The sequence below is a fragment of the Pseudomonas sp. CFII64 genome (genome assembly GCF_000416235.1).
In the GTDB taxonomy this organism is placed as follows: Bacteria; Pseudomonadota; Gammaproteobacteria; order Pseudomonadales; family Pseudomonadaceae; genus Aquipseudomonas.
The window spans coordinates 137115-158646 of the sequence record NZ_ATLO01000007.1 but is presented as its reverse complement, the minus strand read 5'-3'; the positions used below and the strand labels follow the sequence as shown (position 1 = coordinate 158646).

Annotated in this window: 22 protein-coding genes; 17 read left to right on the top strand and 5 right to left on the bottom strand. The window is 60.6% G+C overall.

Features of this window, described 5'->3' with window-relative positions; all coding sequences use genetic code 11:
* Positions 1-7: 7 nt before the first annotated feature.
* The 8 genes from CFII64_RS04200 to CFII64_RS04165 all read left to right on the top strand — a co-directional run bounded on the left by CFII64_RS04200 (position 8) and on the right by CFII64_RS04165 (position 8097).
* Entirely contained in the window at positions 8-1012 is a 1005-nt protein-coding gene (locus tag CFII64_RS04200) for a PleD family two-component system response regulator (protein WP_020289518.1), read from the top strand.
* A 253-nt stretch (positions 1013-1265) separates the two neighbouring features.
* A protein-coding gene (gene prfB, locus CFII64_RS04195) for a peptide chain release factor 2 (RefSeq protein ID WP_154232620.1) occupies positions 1266-2361 on the top strand; the annotation gives its coding sequence in 2 pieces (ribosomal slippage) (positions 1266-1337 and positions 1339-2361; 1095 coding nt in all).
* Between the two features lie 97 nt (positions 2362-2458).
* Entirely contained in the window at positions 2459-3961 is a 1503-nt protein-coding gene (lysS, locus tag CFII64_RS04190) for a lysine--tRNA ligase (RefSeq protein WP_020289516.1), read from the top strand.
* 223 nt (positions 3962-4184) lie between these two features.
* A complete protein-coding gene (locus tag CFII64_RS04185; RefSeq protein WP_020289515.1) occupies positions 4185-4916 on the top strand; it encodes a TetR/AcrR family transcriptional regulator in 732 nt (243 codons plus the stop codon).
* A gap of 22 nt (positions 4917-4938) precedes the next feature.
* Entirely contained in the window at positions 4939-5484 is a 546-nt protein-coding gene (locus CFII64_RS04180) for a hypothetical protein (RefSeq protein WP_020289514.1), read from the top strand.
* Between the two features lie 57 nt (positions 5485-5541).
* Positions 5542-6819, top strand: a complete 1278-nt coding sequence (locus CFII64_RS04175; protein WP_020289513.1) for a flavohemoglobin expression-modulating QEGLA motif protein — start codon at positions 5542-5544, stop codon at positions 6817-6819.
* An 88-nt stretch (positions 6820-6907) separates the two neighbouring features.
* Entirely contained in the window at positions 6908-7771 is an 864-nt protein-coding gene (locus CFII64_RS04170) for an alpha/beta hydrolase (RefSeq protein WP_371106420.1), read from the top strand.
* A complete protein-coding gene (locus CFII64_RS04165; protein ID WP_020289511.1) occupies positions 7768-8097 on the top strand; it encodes a hypothetical protein in 330 nt (109 codons plus the stop codon). Before CFII64_RS04170 ends, CFII64_RS04165 begins: the two co-directional genes overlap by 4 nt.
* A gap of 217 nt (positions 8098-8314) precedes the next feature.
* Here CFII64_RS04165 and CFII64_RS04160 read toward each other — a convergent pair whose 3' ends face one another.
* The 3 genes from CFII64_RS04160 to CFII64_RS04150 form a co-directional block, all read right to left on the bottom strand.
* Positions 8315-9097, bottom strand: a complete 783-nt coding sequence (locus CFII64_RS04160; protein ID WP_020289510.1) for an OmpA family protein — start codon at positions 9095-9097, stop codon at positions 8315-8317.
* A 48-nt stretch (positions 9098-9145) separates the two neighbouring features.
* A complete protein-coding gene (locus CFII64_RS04155; protein ID WP_020289509.1) occupies positions 9146-9565 on the bottom strand; it encodes a DUF4398 domain-containing protein in 420 nt (139 codons plus the stop codon).
* Between the two features lie 261 nt (positions 9566-9826).
* Positions 9827-10171 carry a hypothetical protein gene (locus CFII64_RS04150; RefSeq protein WP_020289508.1) on the bottom strand — a complete coding sequence of 115 codons (345 nt, stop codon included), beginning with the start codon at positions 10169-10171 and terminating at the stop codon, positions 9827-9829.
* Between the two features lie 231 nt (positions 10172-10402).
* Here CFII64_RS04150 and ppc point away from each other — a divergent pair, with 231 nt between their 5' ends.
* The 7 genes from ppc (at position 10403) to CFII64_RS04115 (ending at position 17852) form a co-directional block, all read left to right on the top strand.
* The gene (gene ppc / locus CFII64_RS04145; protein WP_020289507.1) at positions 10403-13039 is read left to right on the top strand and encodes a phosphoenolpyruvate carboxylase; all 2637 of its coding nucleotides are present in this window, start codon (positions 10403-10405) and stop codon (positions 13037-13039) included.
* A 276-nt stretch (positions 13040-13315) separates the two neighbouring features.
* Positions 13316-13963, top strand: a complete 648-nt coding sequence (gene adk, locus CFII64_RS04140; RefSeq protein ID WP_020289506.1) for an adenylate kinase — start codon at positions 13316-13318, stop codon at positions 13961-13963.
* Between the two features lie 85 nt (positions 13964-14048).
* Positions 14049-14723: a tRNA (adenosine(37)-N6)-threonylcarbamoyltransferase complex dimerization subunit type 1 TsaB gene (tsaB, locus tag CFII64_RS04135; RefSeq protein ID WP_020289505.1), complete on the top strand. Its 675-nt coding sequence runs from the start codon at positions 14049-14051 to the stop codon at positions 14721-14723.
* A 341-nt stretch (positions 14724-15064) separates the two neighbouring features.
* The gene (locus tag CFII64_RS04130; RefSeq protein WP_044901149.1) at positions 15065-15379 is read left to right on the top strand and encodes a hypothetical protein; all 315 of its coding nucleotides are present in this window, start codon (positions 15065-15067) and stop codon (positions 15377-15379) included.
* Positions 15376-16260 (top strand): DUF72 domain-containing protein, encoded by an 885-nt coding sequence (locus CFII64_RS04125; protein WP_020289503.1) that lies wholly within the window; start codon positions 15376-15378, stop codon positions 16258-16260. The genes CFII64_RS04130 and CFII64_RS04125 overlap by 4 nt, the downstream gene beginning before the upstream one ends.
* 57 nt (positions 16261-16317) lie before the next feature.
* Positions 16318-17151 carry an oxaloacetate decarboxylase gene (locus CFII64_RS04120; RefSeq protein ID WP_020289502.1) on the top strand — a complete coding sequence of 278 codons (834 nt, stop codon included), beginning with the start codon at positions 16318-16320 and terminating at the stop codon, positions 17149-17151.
* Between the two features lie 2 nt (positions 17152-17153).
* The gene (locus tag CFII64_RS04115; protein WP_020289501.1) at positions 17154-17852 is read left to right on the top strand and encodes an extensin family protein; all 699 of its coding nucleotides are present in this window, start codon (positions 17154-17156) and stop codon (positions 17850-17852) included.
* Here the strand turns inward: CFII64_RS04115 and CFII64_RS04110 are convergent.
* Positions 17849-18472 carry a hypothetical protein gene (locus CFII64_RS04110; RefSeq protein WP_044901148.1) on the bottom strand — a complete coding sequence of 208 codons (624 nt, stop codon included), beginning with the start codon at positions 18470-18472 and terminating at the stop codon, positions 17849-17851. The genes CFII64_RS04115 and CFII64_RS04110 overlap by 4 nt on opposite strands.
* Before the next feature lie 96 nt (positions 18473-18568).
* Here CFII64_RS04110 and CFII64_RS04105 point away from each other — a divergent pair, with 96 nt between their 5' ends.
* Positions 18569-19369 carry a class I SAM-dependent methyltransferase gene (locus CFII64_RS04105; RefSeq protein WP_020289500.1) on the top strand — a complete coding sequence of 267 codons (801 nt, stop codon included), beginning with the start codon at positions 18569-18571 and terminating at the stop codon, positions 19367-19369.
* Between the two features lie 330 nt (positions 19370-19699).
* On the opposite strand, the gene CFII64_RS04100 is transcribed toward CFII64_RS04105, so the two are convergent.
* Positions 19700-20335: a TetR/AcrR family transcriptional regulator gene (locus tag CFII64_RS04100; RefSeq protein WP_020289499.1), complete on the bottom strand. Its 636-nt coding sequence runs from the start codon at positions 20333-20335 to the stop codon at positions 19700-19702.
* Between the two features lie 93 nt (positions 20336-20428).
* Here CFII64_RS04100 and CFII64_RS04095 point away from each other — a divergent pair, with 93 nt between their 5' ends.
* Positions 20429-21529 carry an efflux RND transporter periplasmic adaptor subunit gene (locus CFII64_RS04095; RefSeq protein WP_020289498.1) on the top strand — a complete coding sequence of 367 codons (1101 nt, stop codon included), beginning with the start codon at positions 20429-20431 and terminating at the stop codon, positions 21527-21529.
* Positions 21530-21532: the final 3 nt, after the last annotated feature.

The window sequence follows — 21532 nt, the reverse complement described above, 5'->3', positions numbered from 1 at the left end:
TTCCCCAATGAATGACCTGCAGATGGGCAATTTCAAGTCCTCAGATGAAAACGCTGCAATGGTATTGCTGGTCGATGATCAGGCGATGATCGGCGAAGCGGTACGTCGCGGGCTGGCCAATGAAGAAAACATCGACTTTCATTTTTGTGCCGATCCGCACCAGGCCATCGCCCAGGCCGTTCAGATCAAGCCGACGGTGATTCTCCAGGACCTGGTGATGCCAGGGCTGGACGGCCTGACGCTGGTGCGCGAATACCGCAACAATCCGCAGACCAAAGACATCCCGATCATCGTGCTCTCCACCAAGGAAGACCCGTTGATCAAGAGTGCGGCGTTCGCCGCCGGTGCCAACGATTACCTGGTCAAGCTGCCGGACAACATCGAACTGGTGGCGCGTATCCGCTATCACTCGCGGTCCTACATGACGCTGCTGCAACGTGACGAGGCCTACCGCGCCTTGCGCGTCAGCCAGCAACAGCTGCTCGACACCAATCTGGTGCTGCAGCGCCTGATGAACTCCGACGGTTTGACCGGGTTGTCCAACCGCCGTCATTTCGATGAATACCTGGAGCTGGAGTGGCGGCGTGCGATCCGTGAGCAGTCGCAGTTGTCGCTGATGATGATCGATGTGGACTATTTCAAGGCCTACAACGACAACTTCGGGCACCTGGAGGGCGACGAAGCGCTGCGTCAGGTCGCCAAGGCGATTCGCGCCAGCTGCGCACGCCCGTCGGACCTGCCGGCGCGCTACGGCGGCGAAGAGTTTGCCCTGGTACTGCCCAACACCTCCCCCGGCGGCGCGCGCTTGCTGGCCGAAAAGCTGCGCATGACCGTGGCCGGCATGAACATCCCGCACATCGCTCCGGCGCCGGGTTCGGGCCTGACCGTCAGCATCGGCGTGGCGACCATGATCCCGCCGGTGGGCAGCAATAGCCGGCAATTGATCCAGGAAGCCGACCAGGGCCTGTATGCCGCCAAGAACAATGGGCGTAATCAGGTTTCGGTGGGGTAACCTGTTGGAGCGAAGGAACCCCTGCGAAGCAGGGGCCGTACGTCAGCGCAGAATGGTTTCGTCCTTTGCCGAAACAAAGGACTCGACCGTCAGGGCGAAACCGGAGCAAGCCGCACTGAAGATGCGGCTGCTGCCACGCGATTCGGGAATTGCATCGCGTCAGCTGAATCCACTGCCCAACGGGCTGCCTTCCGGGCCAACAGCGGTGTATACTCGCCGGCTTTGAAAATTTCGCCTGCGAGTGCTGCCTACCATGGAAATCAACCCGATCCTAAACAGCATCAAGGACCTGTCCGAGCGCTCCGAAACCATTCGGGGGTATCTTTGACTACGATCACAAACATGATCGTCTGACCGAAGTAAACCGCGAGCTCGAAGATCCTAACGTCTGGAACAAACCCGAATACGCCCAGAGCCTGGGCCGCGAGCGCGCCTTGCTCTCGCAGATCGTCGACACCCTGGACGAAATGTCCACCGGGCTGGTCGACGCCAAAGACCTGCTGCTGATGTCCGCCGAAGAAGAAGACCAGGCCGCCGTCGATGACGTTGCCGCTGAAGTCGAGCGTCTGCGCGAGTCGCTGGAGAAGCTGGAATTCCGTCGCATGTTCAGTGGCGACATGGACCAGAACAACGCTTACCTCGATATCCAGGCCGGTTCCGGCGGGACTGAAGCGCAGGACTGGGCCAACATCCTGCTGCGCATGTACCTGCGCTGGGCTGACAAGCGCGGCTTCGAAGCGATCATCATGGAGCTGTCGGCCGGTGAAGTCGCCGGTATCAAGGGCGCCACGGTCCACATCAAGGGCGAATACGCTTTTGGCTGGCTCAAGACCGAGATTGGCGTGCATCGTCTGGTGCGCAAAAGCCCGTTCGACTCCGGCAACCGTCGCCACACCTCGTTCTCGGCGGTGTTCGTTTCGCCGGAAATCGATGACAACATCGAAATCGACATCAATCCGTCGGACCTGCGCATCGACACATACCGCTCCTCGGGCGCCGGTGGTCAGCACGTAAACACCACCGACTCGGCGGTTCGTATCACCCACGTTCCAACCAACACTGTGGTCAGCTGCCAGAACGAACGTTCCCAGCACGCCAACAAAGACACCGCGATGAAAATGTTGCGCGCGCGTCTGTACGAACAGGAAATCCAGAAGCGCAATGCCGCTTCCCAGGCCGTGGAAGACACCAAGTCCGACATCGGCTGGGGTCACCAGATCCGCTCGTACGTGCTCGATGCCTCGCGGATCAAGGATCTGCGTACCAACATCGAACGCAGCGACTGCGACAAGGTGCTCGACGGCGACATCGACGAATACCTGATCGCAAGCCTCAAGCAAGGGCTGTAACCACGCGCAGCCGGCCCGGCCCTGCCGGTGTGTGGCTTGCCCGCGATCCCCTGCCGCAGGCGGGGGACAACGAACCTGTGATGGAATATCTAAAGACATGAGCGACCAACAACTCGACCCGCAAGCCCTGCAACAGGAAGAAAACACCCTGATCGCCCTGCGCAAGGAAAAGCTTGCTGCCGAGCGCGCCAAGGGTCAGGCCTTCCCGAACGACTTCCGCCGTGACAGCTACTGCGAAGATTTGCAGAAGCGATACGCCGACAAGACCAAGGAAGAACTGGCTGAAGCGGCAATCCCGGTCAAGGTTGCCGGTCGTCTCATGCTCAATCGCGGTTCGTTCATGGTGATCCAGGACATGTCCGGGCGCATCCAGGTCTACGTCAACCGCAAGACCCTGTCCGAAGAAACCCTGGCCGCCGTCAAGACCTGGGACCTGGGCGATATCATTGCCGCCGAAGGCACCCTGGCGCGTTCCGGCAAGGGCGACCTGTATGTCGAAATGACCCACGTGCGCCTGCTGACCAAGTCGCTGCGTCCGCTGCCGGACAAGCACCACGGCCTGACCGACACCGAAACCCGCTATCGCCAGCGTTATGTCGACCTGATCGTCAATGACGACGTGCGTCAGACGTTCCGCGTGCGTTCGCAAGTCATCGCGCACATCCGCAGCTTCCTGATGAAGCGCGACTTCCTCGAAGTCGAAACGCCGATGCTGCAGACCATTCCGGGTGGCGCCGCCGCCAAGCCGTTCGAGACGCACCACAACGCGCTGGACATGGACATGTTCCTGCGCATCGCGCCTGAGCTGTACCTCAAGCGTCTGGTGGTCGGTGGCTTCGAGAAGGTGTTCGAGATCAACCGCAACTTCCGCAACGAAGGCGTCTCGACCCGTCACAACCCGGAATTCACGATGCTTGAGTTCTATCAGGCGTACGCGGACTACAAAGACAACATGGACCTCACCGAGGAACTGTTCCGCGAGCTGGCGCAACTGGTTCTGGGCAGCACCGACGTGCCTTACGGCGACAAGGTGTTCCATTTCGGCGAACCGTTCGTGCGCCTGTCGGTGTTCGATTCGATCCTCAAATACAATCCGGAACTGACCGCTGCCGATCTCGAAGACATCGACAAGGCGCGGGCCATCGCCAAGAAAGCCGGCGCCAAGGTGCTGGGTTTCGAAGGCCTGGGTAAGTTGCAGGTGATGATTTTCGAAGAGCTGGTCGAGCACAAGCTTGAGCAGCCGCACTTCATCACTCAGTACCCGTTCGAAGTGTCGCCGCTGGCGCGCCGCAACGACGACAACCCGAACGTCACTGACCGCTTCGAGCTGTTCATCGGTGGTCGTGAAATCGCCAACGCCTATTCCGAGTTGAACGACGCGGAAGACCAGGCCGAGCGCTTCATGGCTCAGGTAGCCGACAAGGACGCCGGTGACGACGAAGCCATGCACTACGACGCTGACTTTGTTCGCGCCCTGGAATACGGCATGCCGCCAACCGCCGGTGAAGGTATCGGCATTGACCGGCTGGTGATGCTGCTCACCAACGCTCCGTCGATCCGCGACGTGATCCTCTTCCCGCACATGCGCCCGCAAGCGTAGATGTCGTGAAAACAAGCCGCCTTTGATGGGCGGCTTTTTTATGCCTTACAGGTGGTTAAGCCGCTATCCCGTTGGAGCGAGGATCGCTGTAGGACCGGCTGAGGATTGCTGTAGGACCGGCTTTAGCCGGGAGGGCAGGGAGGGCAGTTGAAGCGCTCGCGACTAAAGTCGCTCCTACGGCCGCTCCTAAGGCTGCGGATGTATTTATCAAAGGAACCCCATCGTGACCCGTTTCATCGCGCAAAATGGAGCTGCAGGAGCCGCCACCGCCGTGGCGAAGAGTGTCGAGTACCGTGGCCGCAAGGCTAGTCGGGAGGGCAGCGAGCAGCGTCGCCAGCAGATTCTCGACGCGGCCATGCGCATTGTGGTGCGCGATGGTGTGCGTGGGGTGCGGCACCGGGCGGTTGCGGCTGAGGCCAGCGTGCCGCTTTCGGCGACCACCTACTATTTCAAGGACATCGATGACCTGCTCACCGATGCCTTCTCCCAATACGTCGAGCGCAGCGCGGCGTATATGGCCAGGCTCTGGGAAAACACTGAAGTCGTCCTGCGCGACATGCTTGCCCGCAACGATGGCTCGGCCGCCGCGCGTTCACGCCTGGCCGATGAGATCGCCGGCATGGCCATGGAGTACATCCGTCATCAATTGCTGACCCGGCGCGACTTTCTGATCGCCGAACATGCCTTCCACCACGAAGCCTTGATCAACCCGCGTCTGGCCCGTCTGGTCAGCGCGCATCAGGAAATTCTGCTGCAAGGCACCTGTCAGTTTTTGCAGGTCATGGGCTCTGCGCAGCCCCTTCAGGATGCTCAAGTGTTGACGGGGGTAATGTGCCGGATGGAGTATCAAGCTCTATTGCACGGCCCGCAGCCCGACGCGGACAAAGAAAACCTCGGTATTCTGACTCGCCAGATGCATCTGGTGCTGGGAACAGCGAATCCTGCTGGCGAGTGACATGCCCTTTCGGGAGCAACCCATGAACGCCTGGCGTCTGGTCATAGTGTTGTCGTTTCTGCTGCTCAGCGGCTGTCTGGTGACCTTCAAGGAACCGATCCCCGCCCATGACGCCGCGCCCGCGCAGTTGCTGGGGACCTGGACCAGCAAGAACGCCTGGGGCGAACCCCTTGAACTGGAGATCAAGCGCGCTGGCAACAATGAATACAAGGCCACCAGCTATCGTAAAGGTGACCGCAAGAATCGCGATGAATACGCGTTTACCGTGGCGCGACACGGCAGCCGCTGGTACCTGTCGGCGGGTCTGCCGGACAAATACGGGGCTAATTTCGTGATTGCCGGGTTTGAACTGACGGAAAGCGATGAACTGGTGGTCTACAACCTGGATCTGGATCACATCAGGCAGTGGACCGAGCAAAAGCTGCTCGACGGGCAGACGATGGAAACCGAAAAGGGCGACGGTGTATTGATCACCAGCCCGCTTGAAACCGTGTTCGGGTACCTTGACGATCCGGCCAATTCAGATGTTTTCCTTGAGGTGGCGCGTTACCAGCGCCTACCCAAGTAGGGCCACACGCTCATCAACCAAGGCCCAGCCAGGGCCTGACCAACGAAGGAGCAACGGGTGGACGAGTACCAGCAGACTATTCGTACGTTGTCGGATCGGATTGTTTTGGCGCAAACGCCGATCCGTGTTCTGGATGCAGTGAAGTGGGATGACACCGTCCGCCAGGAATTCCTCGCCGCCAAAGGCAAGGCGATGCCCAACGTGGACCGCGCTTACTACGACAACCGACCTCTGGGTTTTGACTCCGGCGCGGTCAAGCTGGAGTTTCAGAACATCGAGCGCGATCTCACCCGGCAACTGGGTCAGTTCAACCCGGTGGGGCAGATCATGCGGCGCATGTGCAAGGAATACCGCATGGTGATCCGCATGCTCGAAGCGCGAGGCACACCGGACTTCGGCCTGATCTCCCAGGAACTCTATGGCGCGGCATCCGATGCGTTTCATGCGGGCGATCCAACGCTGTCCGATCTGGGCCTGATGCTGTCCGATTACCTGAACAACATTGCCGGGCGTGGCGACCTCAAGGATGAAGCCAAGACCCTCACCGCCAAGGACGCCGTGGCGATGCTGCAAAGCCGCCTGAACAAGGTGTTTGGCGAAGCCGAGGAAACCATCCGCGTGTTCGAGTCCGACGGCATCGTCGCCGACGCTGCCGCAGGTGCCGACTACATCAAGATCCGCACCGACGCGATGTTCAACGAACGTGACGTGCGCGCGCTGGAAGTCCATGAAGGGCTGGTGCATGTCGGCACCACCCTCAACGGCCAGAACCAGCCGATCTGCACCTTTCTGTCCAAGGGCCCGCCGTCGTCGACCGTGACTCAGGAAGGCCTGGCGATTCTCATGGAAGTCATCGCCTTCGCGTCCTATCCGAGTCGCCTGCGCAAGCTGACCAACCGCACCCGCGCGATTCATATGGCCGAGGAGGGCGCGGACTTCCTGCAGGTTTTCGAGTTCTATCGCGAGCAGGGCTTCGGCATGTCGGAAAGCTATGGCAATGCCAGTCGGGTTTTCCGGGGATCGGTACCCAATGGGCTGCCATTCACCAAAGACTTGTCCTACCTCAAAGGCTTCATCATGGTTTACAACTATATTCAGCTGGCGGTCCGCAAAGGCAAGCTGGAACAAGTGCCGCTGCTGTTCTGCGGCAAAACCACCCTTGAGGACATGCGAACCCTGCGTCAGCTGGTCGATGAAGGGCTGGTGGTCCCGCCCAAATACCTGCCCGAACAGTTTCGCGACATGAACGCCTTGTCAGCCTGGATGTGTTTCTCGAACTTCCTCAACCACCTGAGCCTGGACCGGATCGAAGCGGATTATTCGAATATTTTATAGGGGCATTGAATCCAACAGGCAAAAGGAATCCCGCTTGAAGTTGCTGACCACGCTTGCGCTGCTGTTCACGCTTTCCGGCTGCAGCTCCATGCTTTTCTACCCGGAGCCCGGTCTGCCGTTCACTCCGGAAAAGGCTCACCTGCAATTTCGCGATGTGACCCTGACCGCCGCCGACGGCACGCGCCTGCACGCCTGGTGGCTGCCAGCCAAGGAAGGCGTCCCGGTCAAAGGCACGGTGCTGCACCTGCATGGCAACGGTGGCAATCTGGCCTGGCATCTGGGCGGCAGTTGGTGGTTGCCGGAGCAGGGTTATCAAGTGCTGCTGCTGGATTATCGCGGTTATGGACTGTCTGAAGGGCAGCCGAGCTTGCCGGCCATCTACCAGGATATTGACGCCGCGTTCGCCTGGCTTGATCGCGCCCCGGAAGTTCAAGGCAAACCGTTGGTGGTGCTCGGGCAGAGCATCGGCGGTGCGCTGGGCGTGCATTATCTGGCCGAGCATCCCAAACAGCGCGCCAGACTCAAGGCCCTGGTGCTGGACGGCACACCCGCCAGCTACCGGCAGGTCGCGCGCTACACCTTGAGCACCTCGTGGTTGACCTGGCCACTGCAAACCCCGCTTTCATGGCTGATTCCTGATGCTGACAGCGCCATCAATGGCCTGCCACAACTGGCCGGTACGCCCATGCTGATGTTCCAGAGCATGGACGACACCCTCGTGCCGCTGGCCAACGGCATCAGCCTGTATCAGGTCGCGCCACCGCCGCGCGTGCTGCAATTGACCCGTGGCGGTCATGTGCAGACCTTCTCCGATCCAACCTGGCGTGCGGTCATGCTGCGCTATCTGGACGACCCGCTGCACTTCAACGGCCTGCGGCGCCTGGCCGAAGTGCCGAACTATCCCGCTGCCCCATCGAATCCGAAAACTGTTGAGTCCGAGAAAACGCAATGAACGAAGAACGTAACGCCATCCCGCTGATCATCACCGGAATCTGCTGCATCCTGGGTACGGTCGGCACCCTCTGGTACTACGGCTATCTGCATTTCGCCAAGCCGGAAGATGCCTTGCTGCTCGATCAGTTCACGATGCTCAAGACCGTGCCAGGCGAGGATTACAAGATATCCGTGACCCCGGCCACTCAAGTGGCGCAGTGCATCGATGGCGTGCTGGTGTTGTTCGATACCGCGCAAAAAGGGTTGTCAGGCGTGCTGATCAACGACAAGAAACAGGCCGTACGTTGCGCTGGCGAAGAAACGCCGCAGCAGTTGCAGCCTTGACCTGAGCGGCCACCTTTCCCATAGGGCTACGCGTTGCTTTTGTGGGAGAGGACTTGTCCTCGAAGGGGTTGGCAGGCATTAAAGCTCTGTCAGGCAGATTGAGGTTGGCGGGGCTGACTCATCGAGGACAAGTCCTCTCCCACAAGGACGGGACAGCGAACAAAAAAAAGCCCGGCCAGTGAAAACTGGCCGGGCTTTTTGGTGTTGCTCCAGCGTTTTAGTGCATCGACGAACGCGGTGCTACGGGCTGGTTGTCGTTGGAGATGGTCACTTCCACACGACGGTTCTGGGCACGGCCTGAGGCGCTGGTGTTGTCGGCAACCGGATATTCCTTGCCGTAGCCCTGAGCGACGATGCGCGCTGGATCAACGCCCATCTGCACCAGAGCCATGCGCACGGAGCCGGCGCGGCGCTCGGACAGCGACTGGTTGTACGAAGCCGAACCCGAACTGTCGGTGTAGCCTTCGACAATCACTTTGCGGTCCGGGTTGTCCTGCAGGAACTTGGCCAGCTGGCTGACGTTGGTCAGGCCGCTGGATTTCAGCTCGGCCTTGTTCAGGTCAAACAGCACGTCACCGAAGGTCACCAGCGTACCGCGCTCGGTCTGCTTGGCGTTCAGGCTGCTTTGCAGCGCCTTGATCTGCGCGTCACGGGCATCCAGGCGGGCCTGGGCGCGGGCTGCGGCTGCACCTTTGAGATTTTCTTCAGCGGTACGCAGGTTGATGGTCTGCTTGGCGAGTTCGACGCGCTGGTTGGTCAGGTAAGCCAGCTGATCGACTTTCTTCTCGTTTTCATTGGCGCGAAATGCGGCGTCAGCCTTGTTTAACCAGTCGCTGGCATCCTTGGTTTCAAGGGCGGCGACCTGGGTGGCTTTCGGGTTGCTTTGCAGCGCGGAGAAATTGGTACGCGCCGATTCCAGATTCGGGTTAGGCGGCGTGGAGCAAGCAGCAAGAGCGACGCTCATGGCCAGCAGGGCAGGGATCATCAATTGTTTGCGCATAGTAGTCTCGTCCTTTAAATCGAATTCGAAATGCATGAAAAGCAGGTGTTATTGCGCCGGTGCCGGTTGCACCTGACGCATGCCTTCTTCACGTAGTTCGTTGACGCCCTGACGAGCATCCTGCACGGCTTTTTCAGCCTTGGCGGCCTGAGCCTTGCGCTCGGCTACGCGTGCATCCCATTCGGCCTGCTCAGCCAGACGACGTGCTTCGTCGTACTTCTGCTCTTGCATGGCGAGCTCGGCTTGCTTGAGCTTGTCCTGAGCCGACTTCATTTCGACCGCTGCGTACTCGGTGCCGCCGGCGCTGACTGCGCTGTTAACGGCCGACTGAGTCACTGCGTACTGCTCGCTCGGCGGATTGCCCGCGCAACCGGCCAGCACAAAGCTGGCGCCCAGGGCCAATGCGGCCAGTTTCAAACCTTTGAACTTGGATTTGGCAGTAAGGGTGTTCATGGTGTGCGATTCCATTGTTTATCTCCTGAAAACTTTGGTTTCCATGACAGTCTGCTCAGGGCTGAAGCGAGCGAGGTAGCAGCGACAACGCGAACTGCTATCCGTAGGCTTTTCTGTAATGGCTATGGGCTCGGACCTGTGCAGTTTTTGAATAGTTCATGTTTTTTTAGCCAGCGCCTGAAAACTGACGTCGTTTGTCAGGCATCTGGCAACGCAGCCAAGTGCTGCATTGCAGAGCCTTGAACAGGTCAGGCATGGACGACATTAACGGCGAAATCAAGATTGCTCAGCGTCCTGCTCTTCGTGAAGCGCGTGCAAATGGCGTCGCGACAAGTCGAGGAAACGCGGCGTGGGGCCAACATCTTCGTACAGCGGATCGCCTTCCTCATCGGTCGCCACCACATGCTGACCCTTGACGTAGGGAAAGCTGGTTTCCAGCTCTTCCAGCGCTGCGCCGATCAGCTCACCCAGAAGCTCTTCCGGGTGGCGCTTGGGGTACATCTCAGTCAACGCTGCCAGCCGTGCGGCGGATTCCACGTCCAGGTGAATCGCATAGCGGGTCTTGGTCAGGCGGCCTTTGGCATTCTGTTCCCAGTGATTGGCGAGCTCTCGGATTTTCATAGATACCTCTTGATTGGCCCGTGCTGGCGGGCCTGAGCGAATAACGAGCCAATCGAAACAGCCCATTACTGAGATTAGCTTGACTCCCGGCAAACGGTTGCCGGATGCCAAGGGTTTGTCGAACCGCAGGGTTTTGGTGCACTGTTGGTAGATCAGATTTCTGCACGCTGGTTCGCTGCTGACGGTTACGAACTCAATAGCGCCCCTATAAAAACGCTGGGAGAGGGAACGATGGCTGATATCGATGCACGTTTGCGTGAGGACGTTCACCTGCTGGGTGAGCTGTTGGGCAACACCATCCGCGAGCAACGTGGCGCGGAGTTTCTCGATACGATCGAACGCATTCGCAAAGGCGCCAAGGCTGGCCGCCGGGGCTCCGCAGCCGGTGCCGAGCAACTGAGTTCCAGCGTCAATGCGCTGGAGGAAGATGAGCTGCTGCCGGTCGCGCGGGCCTTCAATCAGTTCCTTAACCTGGCCAACATCGCCGAGCAATATCAGCTGATTCGCCGGCGCGACGATGCCCAGCCGCAACCCTTCGAGTCCCGGGTCCTGCCCGAGCTGCTCGACCGTTTGAAGGGCGCCGGGCATTCGCCGGAAGCGTTGGCACGGCAACTGGGCAAGCTGGAAATCGAACTGGTCCTCACGGCGCACCCGACTGAAGTCGCGCGGCGCACGCTGATCCAGAAGTACGACGCCATCGCCGCTCAGCTCGCGGCGCTGGATCAACGCGACCTCAGCAGTGACGAGCGCGAGCAGATCACCTCGCGCCTGCAACGCTTGATCGCCGAAGCCTGGCACACCGAAGAGATTCGTCGTACCCGGCCCACTCCGGTGGACGAAGCCAAGTGGGGCTTTGCCGTGATCGAGCATTCGCTCTGGCAGGCGGTGCCCGATTACCTGCGCAAGGCCGACCATGCGCTGCACGCTGCAACCGGCCTGCATCTGCCTCTGGAAGCCGCGCCGATCCGCTTCGCGTCGTGGATGGGCGGCGACCGTGACGGTAATCCGAACGTCACCGCTGCGGTCACCCGCGAAGTGCTGCTGCTGGCGCGCTGGATGGCGGCGGACCTGTACCTGCGCGACGTCGACCAACTGGCGGCGGAACTCTCCATGCAACAAGCCAGCTCCGCGCTGCAAGCTCATGCCGGAGACAACGCCGAACCCTATCGCGCGGTGCTTAAACAACTGCGCGAGCGTCTGCGTGCCACGCGCAATTGGGCCCACGCCTCACTGACCGTCACCCAGCCGATGCCGGATAGCGTGCTGAGCGACAACCGTGATCTGCTCGATCCGCTGCTGCTGTGTTTTCAATCGCTGCACGAATGCGGCATGGGCGTGATTGCTGACGGCCCGTTGCTCGATTGCCTGCGCCGGGCCGTCACCTTCGGTTTGTTCCTGGTGCGCCTGGACGTGCGTCAGGACTCCAGCCGACACAGCGCCGCCATGACCGAAATCACCGACTATCTCGGTCTGGGTCGCTATGAAGAGTGGGATGAAGCCGCGCGCGTTGATTTCCTGTTGCGCGAGCTGAATAACCGTCGGCCGTTGTTGCCCAGCCATTTCAAGCCGGCGGCGGACACTGCCGAAGTTCTCGCAACCTGCCGCGAAGTGGCGGCGGCGCCTGCGGCCTCGCTCGGCTCTTACGTGATTTCCATGGCGGGTGCCGCGTCGGACGTGCTCGCCGTTCAGCTGTTGCTCAAGGAAGCCGGGTTGCAACGGCCGATGCGCGTGGTGCCGCTGTTCGAAACCCTCGCGGATCTGGACAACGCCGGGCCGGTGATCGAGCAATTGCTCAGCTTGCCGGGCTATCGCGCGCGGCTGCACGGGCCGCAGGAAGTCATGATCGGTTATTCCGACTCCGCCAAGGACGCCGGCACCACTGCGTCGGCCTGGGCGCAGTATCGGGCGCAGGAAAAACTGGTGGATATCTGTCGCGAGCAACAAGTTGAATTGCTGTTGTTCCATGGCCGTGGCGGCACGGTCGGACGTGGCGGCGGCCCGGCGCACGCGGCGATTCTGTCGCAGCCACCGGGTTCGGTCGCCGGTCGCTTCCGCACTACCGAGCAAGGCGAGATGATTCGCTTCAAGTTCGGCCTGCCGGGCATCGCCGAGCAGAACCTCAATCTGTATCTGGCCGCCGTGCTGGAAGCCACCTTGCAACCGCCACCGCCGCCGGAACCCGCCTGGCGCAAGATGATGGATCACCTGGCGGCCGATGGCGTCAAAGCCTATCGCGCCGTGGTGCGGGAAAATCCAGAATTCGTCGAGTATTTCAGTCAGGCCACGCCGGAGCAGGAACTGGGTCGTTTGCCGCTGGGCAGTCGTCCGGCCAAGCGTCGCGCGGGTGGCGTGGAAAGCTTGCGGGCGATCCCGTGGATTTTCGCCTGGACCCAGACGCGCCTGATGCTCCCGGCCTGGCTGGGCTGGGAATCGGCGCTGAGCAAGGCGCTGGAACGGGGCGAAGGCGAGGTGTTGGCGCAGATGCGCGAGCAATGGCCGTTCTTTCGCACCCGCATCGACATGCTGGAAATGGTGCTGGCCAAAGCTGACAGCGACATCGCCCGTTTGTACGACGAGCGTCTGGTGGCGCCGGAGCTGCAACATTTAGGTACGCATTTACGCGACCTATTGTCGCAGGCGTGCGCCGTGGTGCTCGGTCTGACCGGCCAGTCCCAACTGCTGGCACATAGCCCGGCGACGCTGGAATTCATCAGCCTGCGCAATACCTATCTGGACCCGTTGCACCTGCTGCAAGCTGAACTGCTCGCCCGATCCCGTGGCCGCGAGGCGAGTCTGGACAGTCCGCTAGAGCAAGCGTTGTTAGTGTCTGTGGCAGGTATTGCGGCGGGGTTGCGCAATACTGGCTGATGTCGTTGGCGCACGGGCTGTCGGCGATTGCCTGCGCAGCCCGCGTCGTCAAAGCGTTGCAAGCCTGCAGTTGTGCACCGCCGAACTCGCTGGTACCGCTACTTGCAACCGCCATGAGGACTAGGGTTACTGCGACTTTCGGCGGCTTGTGCCGCCTGTGTCTGCTGTGTATCTTGATCAGCCTTTGGCCATTCTTCGGCTTTAAACCTTATTTAGAGATTGGTCCTGTAGTGGCGAATCCGACGATTCCATATAAAAAATTTGAGGAGCACATCGATGCGCGTAATTCTGCTGGGAGCTCCCGGGGCCGGTAAAGGTACTCAGGCAAAATTCATCACCGAGAAATTCGGCATCCCGCAAATTTCGACAGGCGACATGTTGCGCGCAGCGGTCAAGGCTGGCACTGAGCTGGGCTTGAAAGCCAAAAGCGTAATGGACAGCGGCGGTCTGGTTTCCGATGACCTGATCATTGGCCTGATCAAGGATCGCCTGTCCGAACCCGATTGCGCCAATGGCGTACTGTTCGACGGTTTCCCGCGCACGATTCCGCAGGCTGAAGCCTTGCTGGCTGCCGGCCTGGAAATCGACCACGTTGTGGAAATCGCTGTTGATGACGAAGAAATCGTCAAACGCATGTCCGGTCGACGGGTTCACGAAGGTTCGGGTCGCATTTACCACACCATCTTCAATCCGCCGAAAGTCGAAGGCATCGACGACGTGACGGGCGAGCCTTTGCTGCAACGCAAGGATGATGTTGAAGAAACCGTGCGCCATCGTCTGGCTGTCTACCACGAGCAGACCAAGCCGCTGGTGGATTTCTACAGCAAACTCGAAACCCAGAATGGCAAGCCCAAGTGCAGCCATATCGCCGGTGTCGGTTCTGTAGAAGAGATCACTGCCAAGGTGCTCGCAGCGCTGAGCTGATCGACTCCTTCAGTCAACAACGGCCCGCTTGCGGGCCGTTTGTCGTTTATAATGCGCCACTTTTTTCCCCACGACGGATACACCGATGACCACCTTGCTGGCCCTGGACACCGCCACTGAAGCCTGCTCGGTCGCTTTGCTGCATGACGGCAAAGTGCTGAGCCACTACGAGGTGATCCCGCGCCTGCATGCCCAGCGTCTGCTGCCGATGATCAAGACGTTGCTGGCCGAGGCGGGCATTGGCCTGTCGGCGCTGGACGCTATCGCGTTTGGGCGTGGGCCGGGTGCATTCACCGGCGTGCGGATCGCCATCGGCGTGGTTCAAGGCCTGGCTTTCGCCCTGGAGCGCCCGGTGCTGCCGGTTTCCAATCTGGCGGTATTGGCGCAACGGGCAATGCGCGAACATGGCGCTCATCAGGTCGCATCGGCCATCGACGCGCGCATGGACGAGGTGTACTGGGGTTGTTACCACGACGTGGCGGGCGAAATGCGCTTGCTCGGCGCCGAAGCAGTATTGCCGCCGGAACTGGCGGCATTGCCCGCCGATGTCGGCGGCGACTGGTTTGGATCGGGCACCGGTTGGGCCTACGCGCAACGTATTCCTGTGCAGCTGATCGGCCATGACGCCACCATGCTCCCCCATGCGCAGGATCTGCTGACGCTGGCGACCTTCGCCTGGAACCGAGGCGAAGCCATCATCGCTGACGACGCCCAGCCAGTTTACCTGCGCGACAAAGTGGCAACGCCCAAAGCGCGGTGACAGATAGTGTGGGAGCGAGCTTGCTCGCGCTGAAGATATTGCCCGGCAGACCCGACGCTTTTCCGGACAAATCCGGTCCTACCGAACGATACCTGACTCGGTAGGAGGGGACTTGTCCCCGAAGAGTCCGGTCCAGGCGCTACATCGTTGGTGTCTGGAAATGCTTCGCGAACAAGTTCGCTCCAAATCGGCGTTACGTACACCTTTCATCGCCTAAATTTCTCAATTAGCCTCTGCGCGTCAACCTTTTGGGAAATGTGTGGTCTAGTTATCGTTCGGATATTTGCTAAGTGCCTATCCGTGACGTTAAATTGCCACTATAAGATGCCGAGTACGCACACATGCGCATAGACGGACCCTCACATCGCTCCACCCCTATCAAGCGCAGGCCGCAAAAAGCCCCTGCGACTGTGGAGGGCACCTTCGAAGAAGTGGACGATGACATTGAGGTTTCGCAAAAACCTGCGCAAAACGCTGCAAAACCAGGCGCCGGCGCCCAAACCGGTTCCACCGCCAACGTCCCCGCCCGTCAGCAAGACATCATTTTCCCGCGCTCAATGAGCAGCCGTGTTGCCAATGCCCTGGCCAGTTATCTGACCACCGCGAGTTTTGTCGATTGGGATCTTGAAGTTTCGGGCCTCGATCTGCACGTTTGAATACCGCTCGTTTGAAAACCTCCTGCCTGCCGTATTTCCTGGGTTGCCCGTCCTGGAGTGAAAACGCCTGGCGCGATTTTCTGTATCCCGCTGATGCCCGTGCCAACGAAATGCTCGGCCTGTATTCGCAGGTCTTCAACGCCGTAGAAGGCAACACCACGTTCTACGCGCGCCCCAAGCCTGAGACCGTTCAGCGCTGGGCCGAAGTCTTGCCGGAGCATTTTCGTTTCACTGCCAAATTCCCCGGCGACATCAGCCATAACGGCGATTTGCGCCTGCAATTGCACGCCGCCGAAGACTTCATCCGGCTGATGGCACCGCTGGGCCAGCGCGTCGCGCCGCTCTGGCTGCAACTCGCCGCCAGCTTCACCCCGGCGCGTCTGGCTGAACTGGCCACCTTCATTGATGAGCTGCAATGCCCGTTGGCAGTGGAAGTGCGCAATCACGCCTTTTTCGACAAGGGTGAAGACGAGCGCATGCTCAATCGTCTGCTGCTGGATCGCGGAGTAGAGCGCATCTGCCTGGACTCGCGACCCCTGTTCAGTTGCGTGTCGACGGACCCTGCGGTGCTGCATGCGCAGTCGAAAAAGCCCAAAGTGCCGGCTCGGCCCGCCGCGCTGACCCAATTTCCTCAAGTGCGCTTCATTGGTCATCCGTTGCTGGAAGCCAACGAGCCGTTTCTGCTGCAGTGGGTGGAAAAAGTCGCGGGCTGGATCGAAGAAGGGCGCACGCCTTATGTGTTCCTGCACACCCCGGACAATATCCAGGCACCGCTGCTGGCCCAGCGCTTTCATCAACGGTTGATGATCCGCCTGCCGGGCATGCCGAGCTTGCCGGAACTGGATCGCGCACCGCCCGTGGAGCAACTGGGCTTGCTCTGAGGTCTGAAGTTGTGGGCTTATAGCAGCCCACACCAATGACCTGAGCAGGACTCGCCCATGGATGCCCGTCAATTGCTACGCGCCCAGACCTTTAAATCCTTGCATGAGCGCGACAGCGCTTTTGTGATCCCCAATCCGTGGGACGCAGGTTCCGCGAAGCTGCTGGCGTCCATGGGTTTCGAGTCCCTGGCGACCACCAGTGCAGGCTTGGCCTTTGTGCTGGGCCGACCCGATGCCGAAGGCGCGATCAGTCGCGATGAAGCGCTGGAAAATATCCGCGCCATCGTTGCCGCGACCGACCTGCCAGTTGCCGCCGACCTGGAAAACTGCTTCGCCGACAGCTCTGAAGGCTGCGCCGAAACCCTGCTCAAAGCGGCGCAGACCGGCATTGTCGGCGGCTCTATCGAAGATGCCAGCGGCAACCCTGACGACCCGATCTATGCGTTTGACCTGGCGGTCGAGCGCGTCAGAGCCGCCGTCGCTGCCGCCCGCAGTTTGCCGTTTCCGTTCATGCTGACGGCCCGTGCGGAGAATCTTCTCAATGGCCGGATGGATTTTGCTGACACGCTGCGGCGGCTCCAAGCCTACGCCGAGGCGGGGGCCGACGTGCTGTACGCGCCGGGCCTGCGCACCCGCGAGCAGGTCATCGCCGTGGTGCAGGCTGTGGCGCCGCGCCCGGTGAACGTGTTGATGGGCTTGAATGGGGTGGATCTCAGCGTCCAGCAGCTCAGCGAATGTGGCGTGCGGCGCATCAGCGTCGGCTCATCCCTGGCCCGTGCGGCATTCGGCGGGCTGTATCGCGCCGCCGAAGAAATCCGCAGCCAAGGCACCTTCACCTATGCCGAGCAGGCGCTGCCGTTCGATCAACTCAACGCATTGTTCAAACGCTGAGGATGCGTGGGTCGACGCTCTTTCTGGTCTTTGTGCTGCTGTGTGGCGCTGCCGTCGCGGCGGTGTGGCGTGGCTGGATCGAGGTGCCAGACATCTGGAATCCCTGGGCGCCACTGGACATCAAGGCTGAGCCCAACTTCCTGACGCCTTACAAGCTGTCGCGCCTGCAAAATGATCCGCAGCTGTGCGATCAGGCGCTCGGCAGTTCGTCCCTGCGTTTCAGTCATCAGGCTGACAGCGATCCATCTGCCGCCTGTCCGCTGCAAAACGTCCTGCGCGTGGAGGGCGGGGATGTGACCTTGAGCAGCAGCTTTCTCGCCAGTTGCCGACTGGCGGTGGCTTATGCGCTGTTCGATGTGCACACCCTGCAACCCGCCGCCCAAGCGGTATTCGGGCAAAAAGTGACGCGCATCGATCACTTGGGCAGCTTCGCCTGCCGCAATGTGTACAGCCGCGCTGAAGGTCGCCTGAGCCAGCACGCGACCGCCAACGCTCTGGACATTGCCGGCTTTCGTCTGGCGGACGGTCAGCGCATCAGTGTGCTTGGGGACTGGAAGGATTCCGGCGACAAAGGCCGGTTTCTGCGTCAGGTGCGTGATGGCGCCTGCAAGAACTTCAATACGGTGTTGGGACCGGACTATAACGCTGCCCATCGCAACCATTTCCATCTGGATATGGGGCGCTGGAGTGTTTGCCGTTAGGCGGCCATGCGCAGGTTTTGCAGGACGATCGGGCGTGCCCAGCCATTTTCGTAGTCGAACTGGCGCTGTTGCGCTACGACGGTGGCGTCGTCCAGCGGCAGCGCAGGCTTGTCAGCCAATTCCCATTCGAACTCGGCAATCGGCAGATGCAATGGGCGCGGCTCTGGACCTGGGCCTGGAATCACGCTGTCGTCGTAGGGGTTGAGCACAGTCGGGCGCACCCAGGTGCTGTCGAACTCAAGGTGGCGCTGTTGGGCAATCATTTCGCCCAGGCTGAACGGTTCGTTGGGTGGCGGCAGCAAGTCCAGTTCGAACTCGGCAATCGGCAGGAACAACGGCTCAGGCGGCTTGCGCTGCACATCGGCAACCGGGCAGGCGCGTTGCTCGACGATCTTGCCCAGGGTCCGCGCCCCGGCAATCGGTTCGCCGGTGGCAATATCGGTAACAACGGCGGCGGATTCTGCCGAGACGTCAGGGGTGTCGCCGATCTGTTCAGCCATCGCACGGGCAAATGCATCCGACCAGAGCTGGGTAACGCCACCCAGTGCTCGGGAATTACGCAGGCTGAAGTCACCCGTGTGGGTCAAATAGCCGATGGATGTTTGCTGAATCTCTGACATAGCGATCAGTACACGTCTTGGGTCTGGCAAAATGCCTGATACTGGGTTATCGGCCGTTTTTGTCGATCATTAACAATTTTTGAGCATGTGGACACAATGAGTGAGCAACCAGCGGGCAGCCGCATCCGGGTCGAAGCCCTGGCAAGCAATGGGCAGGAGCAGGCCGCGCAATGGGCCAGGCGTCTGGGCTTGCCGTTACAGGACGCCGAAGCTGATTTCGCCTTGCAAGTCACCGAGGACGGTCTGCAGCTGCAGCAGTTGAGCGATGACGCGCCGGGCCCGGTGCGCGTGGACTTTGTCGAAGGCGCGGTCGCCCATCGGCGTCTGTTCGGTGGCGGCAGCGGGCAGATGATCGCCAAGGCGGTCGGCATCCAGCCCGGCGTGCGCCCACGGGTGCTGGACGCCACGGCCGGGCTGGGCAAAGACGCTTTCGTCCTCGCCAGCCTGGGTTGCGAAATGAGCCTGATCGAACGTCAGCCGATCATCGCGGCGTTGCTTGAAGACGGTTTGCTGCGCGGTCGCCAGGATCGCGAAGTGGGTTCGATCATTGGCCAGATGCGCTTGCTGACCGGCAACTCCATCGAGCTGATTCGCAATTGGGAAGGCGAACCGCCGCAGGTGATCTACCTTGATCCGATGTTTCCGCACCGGGAAAAGACCGCGCTGGTGAAGAAGGAAATGCGCCTGTTCCGGCCATTGGTGGGTGATGACATGGACGCGCCGGCGCTGCTCGAAGCCGCGCTGGCCCTGGCGACGCATCGCGTGGTAGTCAAACGCCCGCGCAAAGCGCCGTGCATCGACGGCCCGAAACCGGGCTACGCGCTGGATGGCAAATCCAGCCGTTATGACATCTATCCGAAGAAGGCGTTGAAGTCCGCCGCCAAACCGGACGAATGACTGCGCTGCATCTGGTAGGAGGGGACTCGTCCCCGAAGAGGCCGGTGCAAGCGCTGAAGATCTTTCTCGGCAGACCTGCCGCCTTTCCGGACAAGTCCGGTCCTACCGAGCCATGCGCAACCCGGTAGGAGGGGACTCGTCCCCGAAAATGCCAGTGCAAGCGCTGAAAATGTCTTTGGCAAACCCGGCGCCTTCCCGGACAAGTCCGGTCCTACCGAATCTGCGCAACGGTAGGAGGGGACTTGTCCCCGAAGGGGTCGGTGCAAGCGCTGAAGATCTTCAGCGGCAGACTTGCCGTGTTCCGTGCGCTCGCTCCAACGGAATGAGCAATCAGACTCGGTAAGCCCGCATAAACAATCCCACCACATCCCGCACATGTCTTTCGGTGCTGGCGTCGTCCGGCCGCTCGCCGCAACCCACCAGCAAGCGGAAGTTGCAGGTGCCTTTGATCAGGCTCAGGAAGTGTTCCGCTGCGGTCCTTGCCGAGTCAAAGCGCAGCTCTCCGGTTTTTTCCAAGCGTGCCAGGAAGCGCTCCATTTCCTGAAGAATCCGCTGCGGTCCGGCTTCGAAGAAAATCTGCGACAACGTCGGATCCTGGGTGCCCAGGGTCACCATCAAGCGATGCAGCTCGATGGATTCGGGGCTGTTGATCAGCCTGTTGAAACTGCGGGCGATGTTCAGCAGCAGCGTTTCCACCGGCAATTCGCTGTGCAGATCAAAAAACAATTCAGGCATCTGTTCTTCGCAGCGGGCGACCACTGCCGAGGAAAACAACGTCTCTTTGTCCGTGAAATGGCTGTAGACCGTGAGCTTGGAAACGCCCGCTTCTGCGGCAACCGCATCCATGCTGGTACTGGCGTAACCGTTGCGCACGAACAGGTTTTTCGCCGCGTCGAGAATGGCCTGGCGTTTTGCCAGATCCTTGGGGCGGCCGGGGCCGGAGGGTGGTAATGAAGTTTCAGGCATATTCGTTTTAATAATGTACTGGTGAGTTTGATAATTTTTAATATACTCGCCAGTACAATTATTCCAAGTCTCAATTGCGAAGGTGTTGTCACCATGTTACGCAATGCACTCTCGGTCGTGCTGCCTGTCACCCTCATTTCGTTGCTCGCCGCGTGCGGCCAAGAGGTCGCTGCGCCGGTTTCCGTGCGTCCGGCGATGGTGGTGCAGCCATTGCCGTCATCCCAGTCCATGGACAGCTACCCCGGCGAAGTGCGGGCGCGGTTTGAGCCGGACCTGGCATTTCGCATTGCGGGCAAAGTCAGCAAGCGCTGGGTTGAAGAGGGCCAGCGGGTCAAGGCCAATCAGCCCCTGGCCGAACTGGATGCACAGGATGTTCGCCTGCAACTGGAAGCCATCCGCGCCCAGGTGGCGGCAGCCGAGGCCAATTTGCAACTGGTGCGCTCCGAACGTGATCGCTACAAGACGCTGATGGAACGGCAGATGGTCAGCCGCTCGCAATTTGATAATGCCGAAAACCTCTATCGTTCCGGCGAAGCGCGGCTCAAGCAGATCAGGGCCGAGCTGACCGTTGCTGACAACCAGACCAGCTATGCCGTGCTGCGCGCGCCGCAGGACGGCGTGGTTGCCAAGCGCCTGGTGGAAGTCGGCCAGGTGGTCGCAGCGGGGCAAACGGTATTTACCCTGGCGGCGGATGGCGAGCGTGAAGTGCTGATCAGCCTGCCGGAACAGAATTTCTCGCGCTTCAAGGTCGGCCAGCCGGTCGCGGTGGAATTGTGGACCCAGCGCGAGCAGCGTTTCCCGGGCCGGATTCGCGAGCTTTCACCGGCCGCCGATCCCCGTTCGCGCACCTTCGCGGCACGCATTGCCTTTGCTGGCGGCAAGATCCCCGCCGAACTGGGGCAGAGCGCCCAGGTGTTCATCCAGGCCGAACAGGTCGTGCCGTTGGCCGTGCCGCTGTCGGCGGTGACGTCGGAGAATGGCGTGCATTACGTCTGGCGTGTCGAGGCCGGCAATACGCTGAAACGCGTGACGGTCAGGCTCGGGCCTTACGGGCAGGAATCGGTGCCGGTGCTCGACGGGCTGGCCGCCAGCGACTGGATCGTGGCCGCCGGTGTGCATGTGCTGCATGAGGGTGAGCAGGTACGCCCGGTGGATCGCGAGAACCGCGCGGTGAAACTGGCGGCGAAGGAGTAAGCC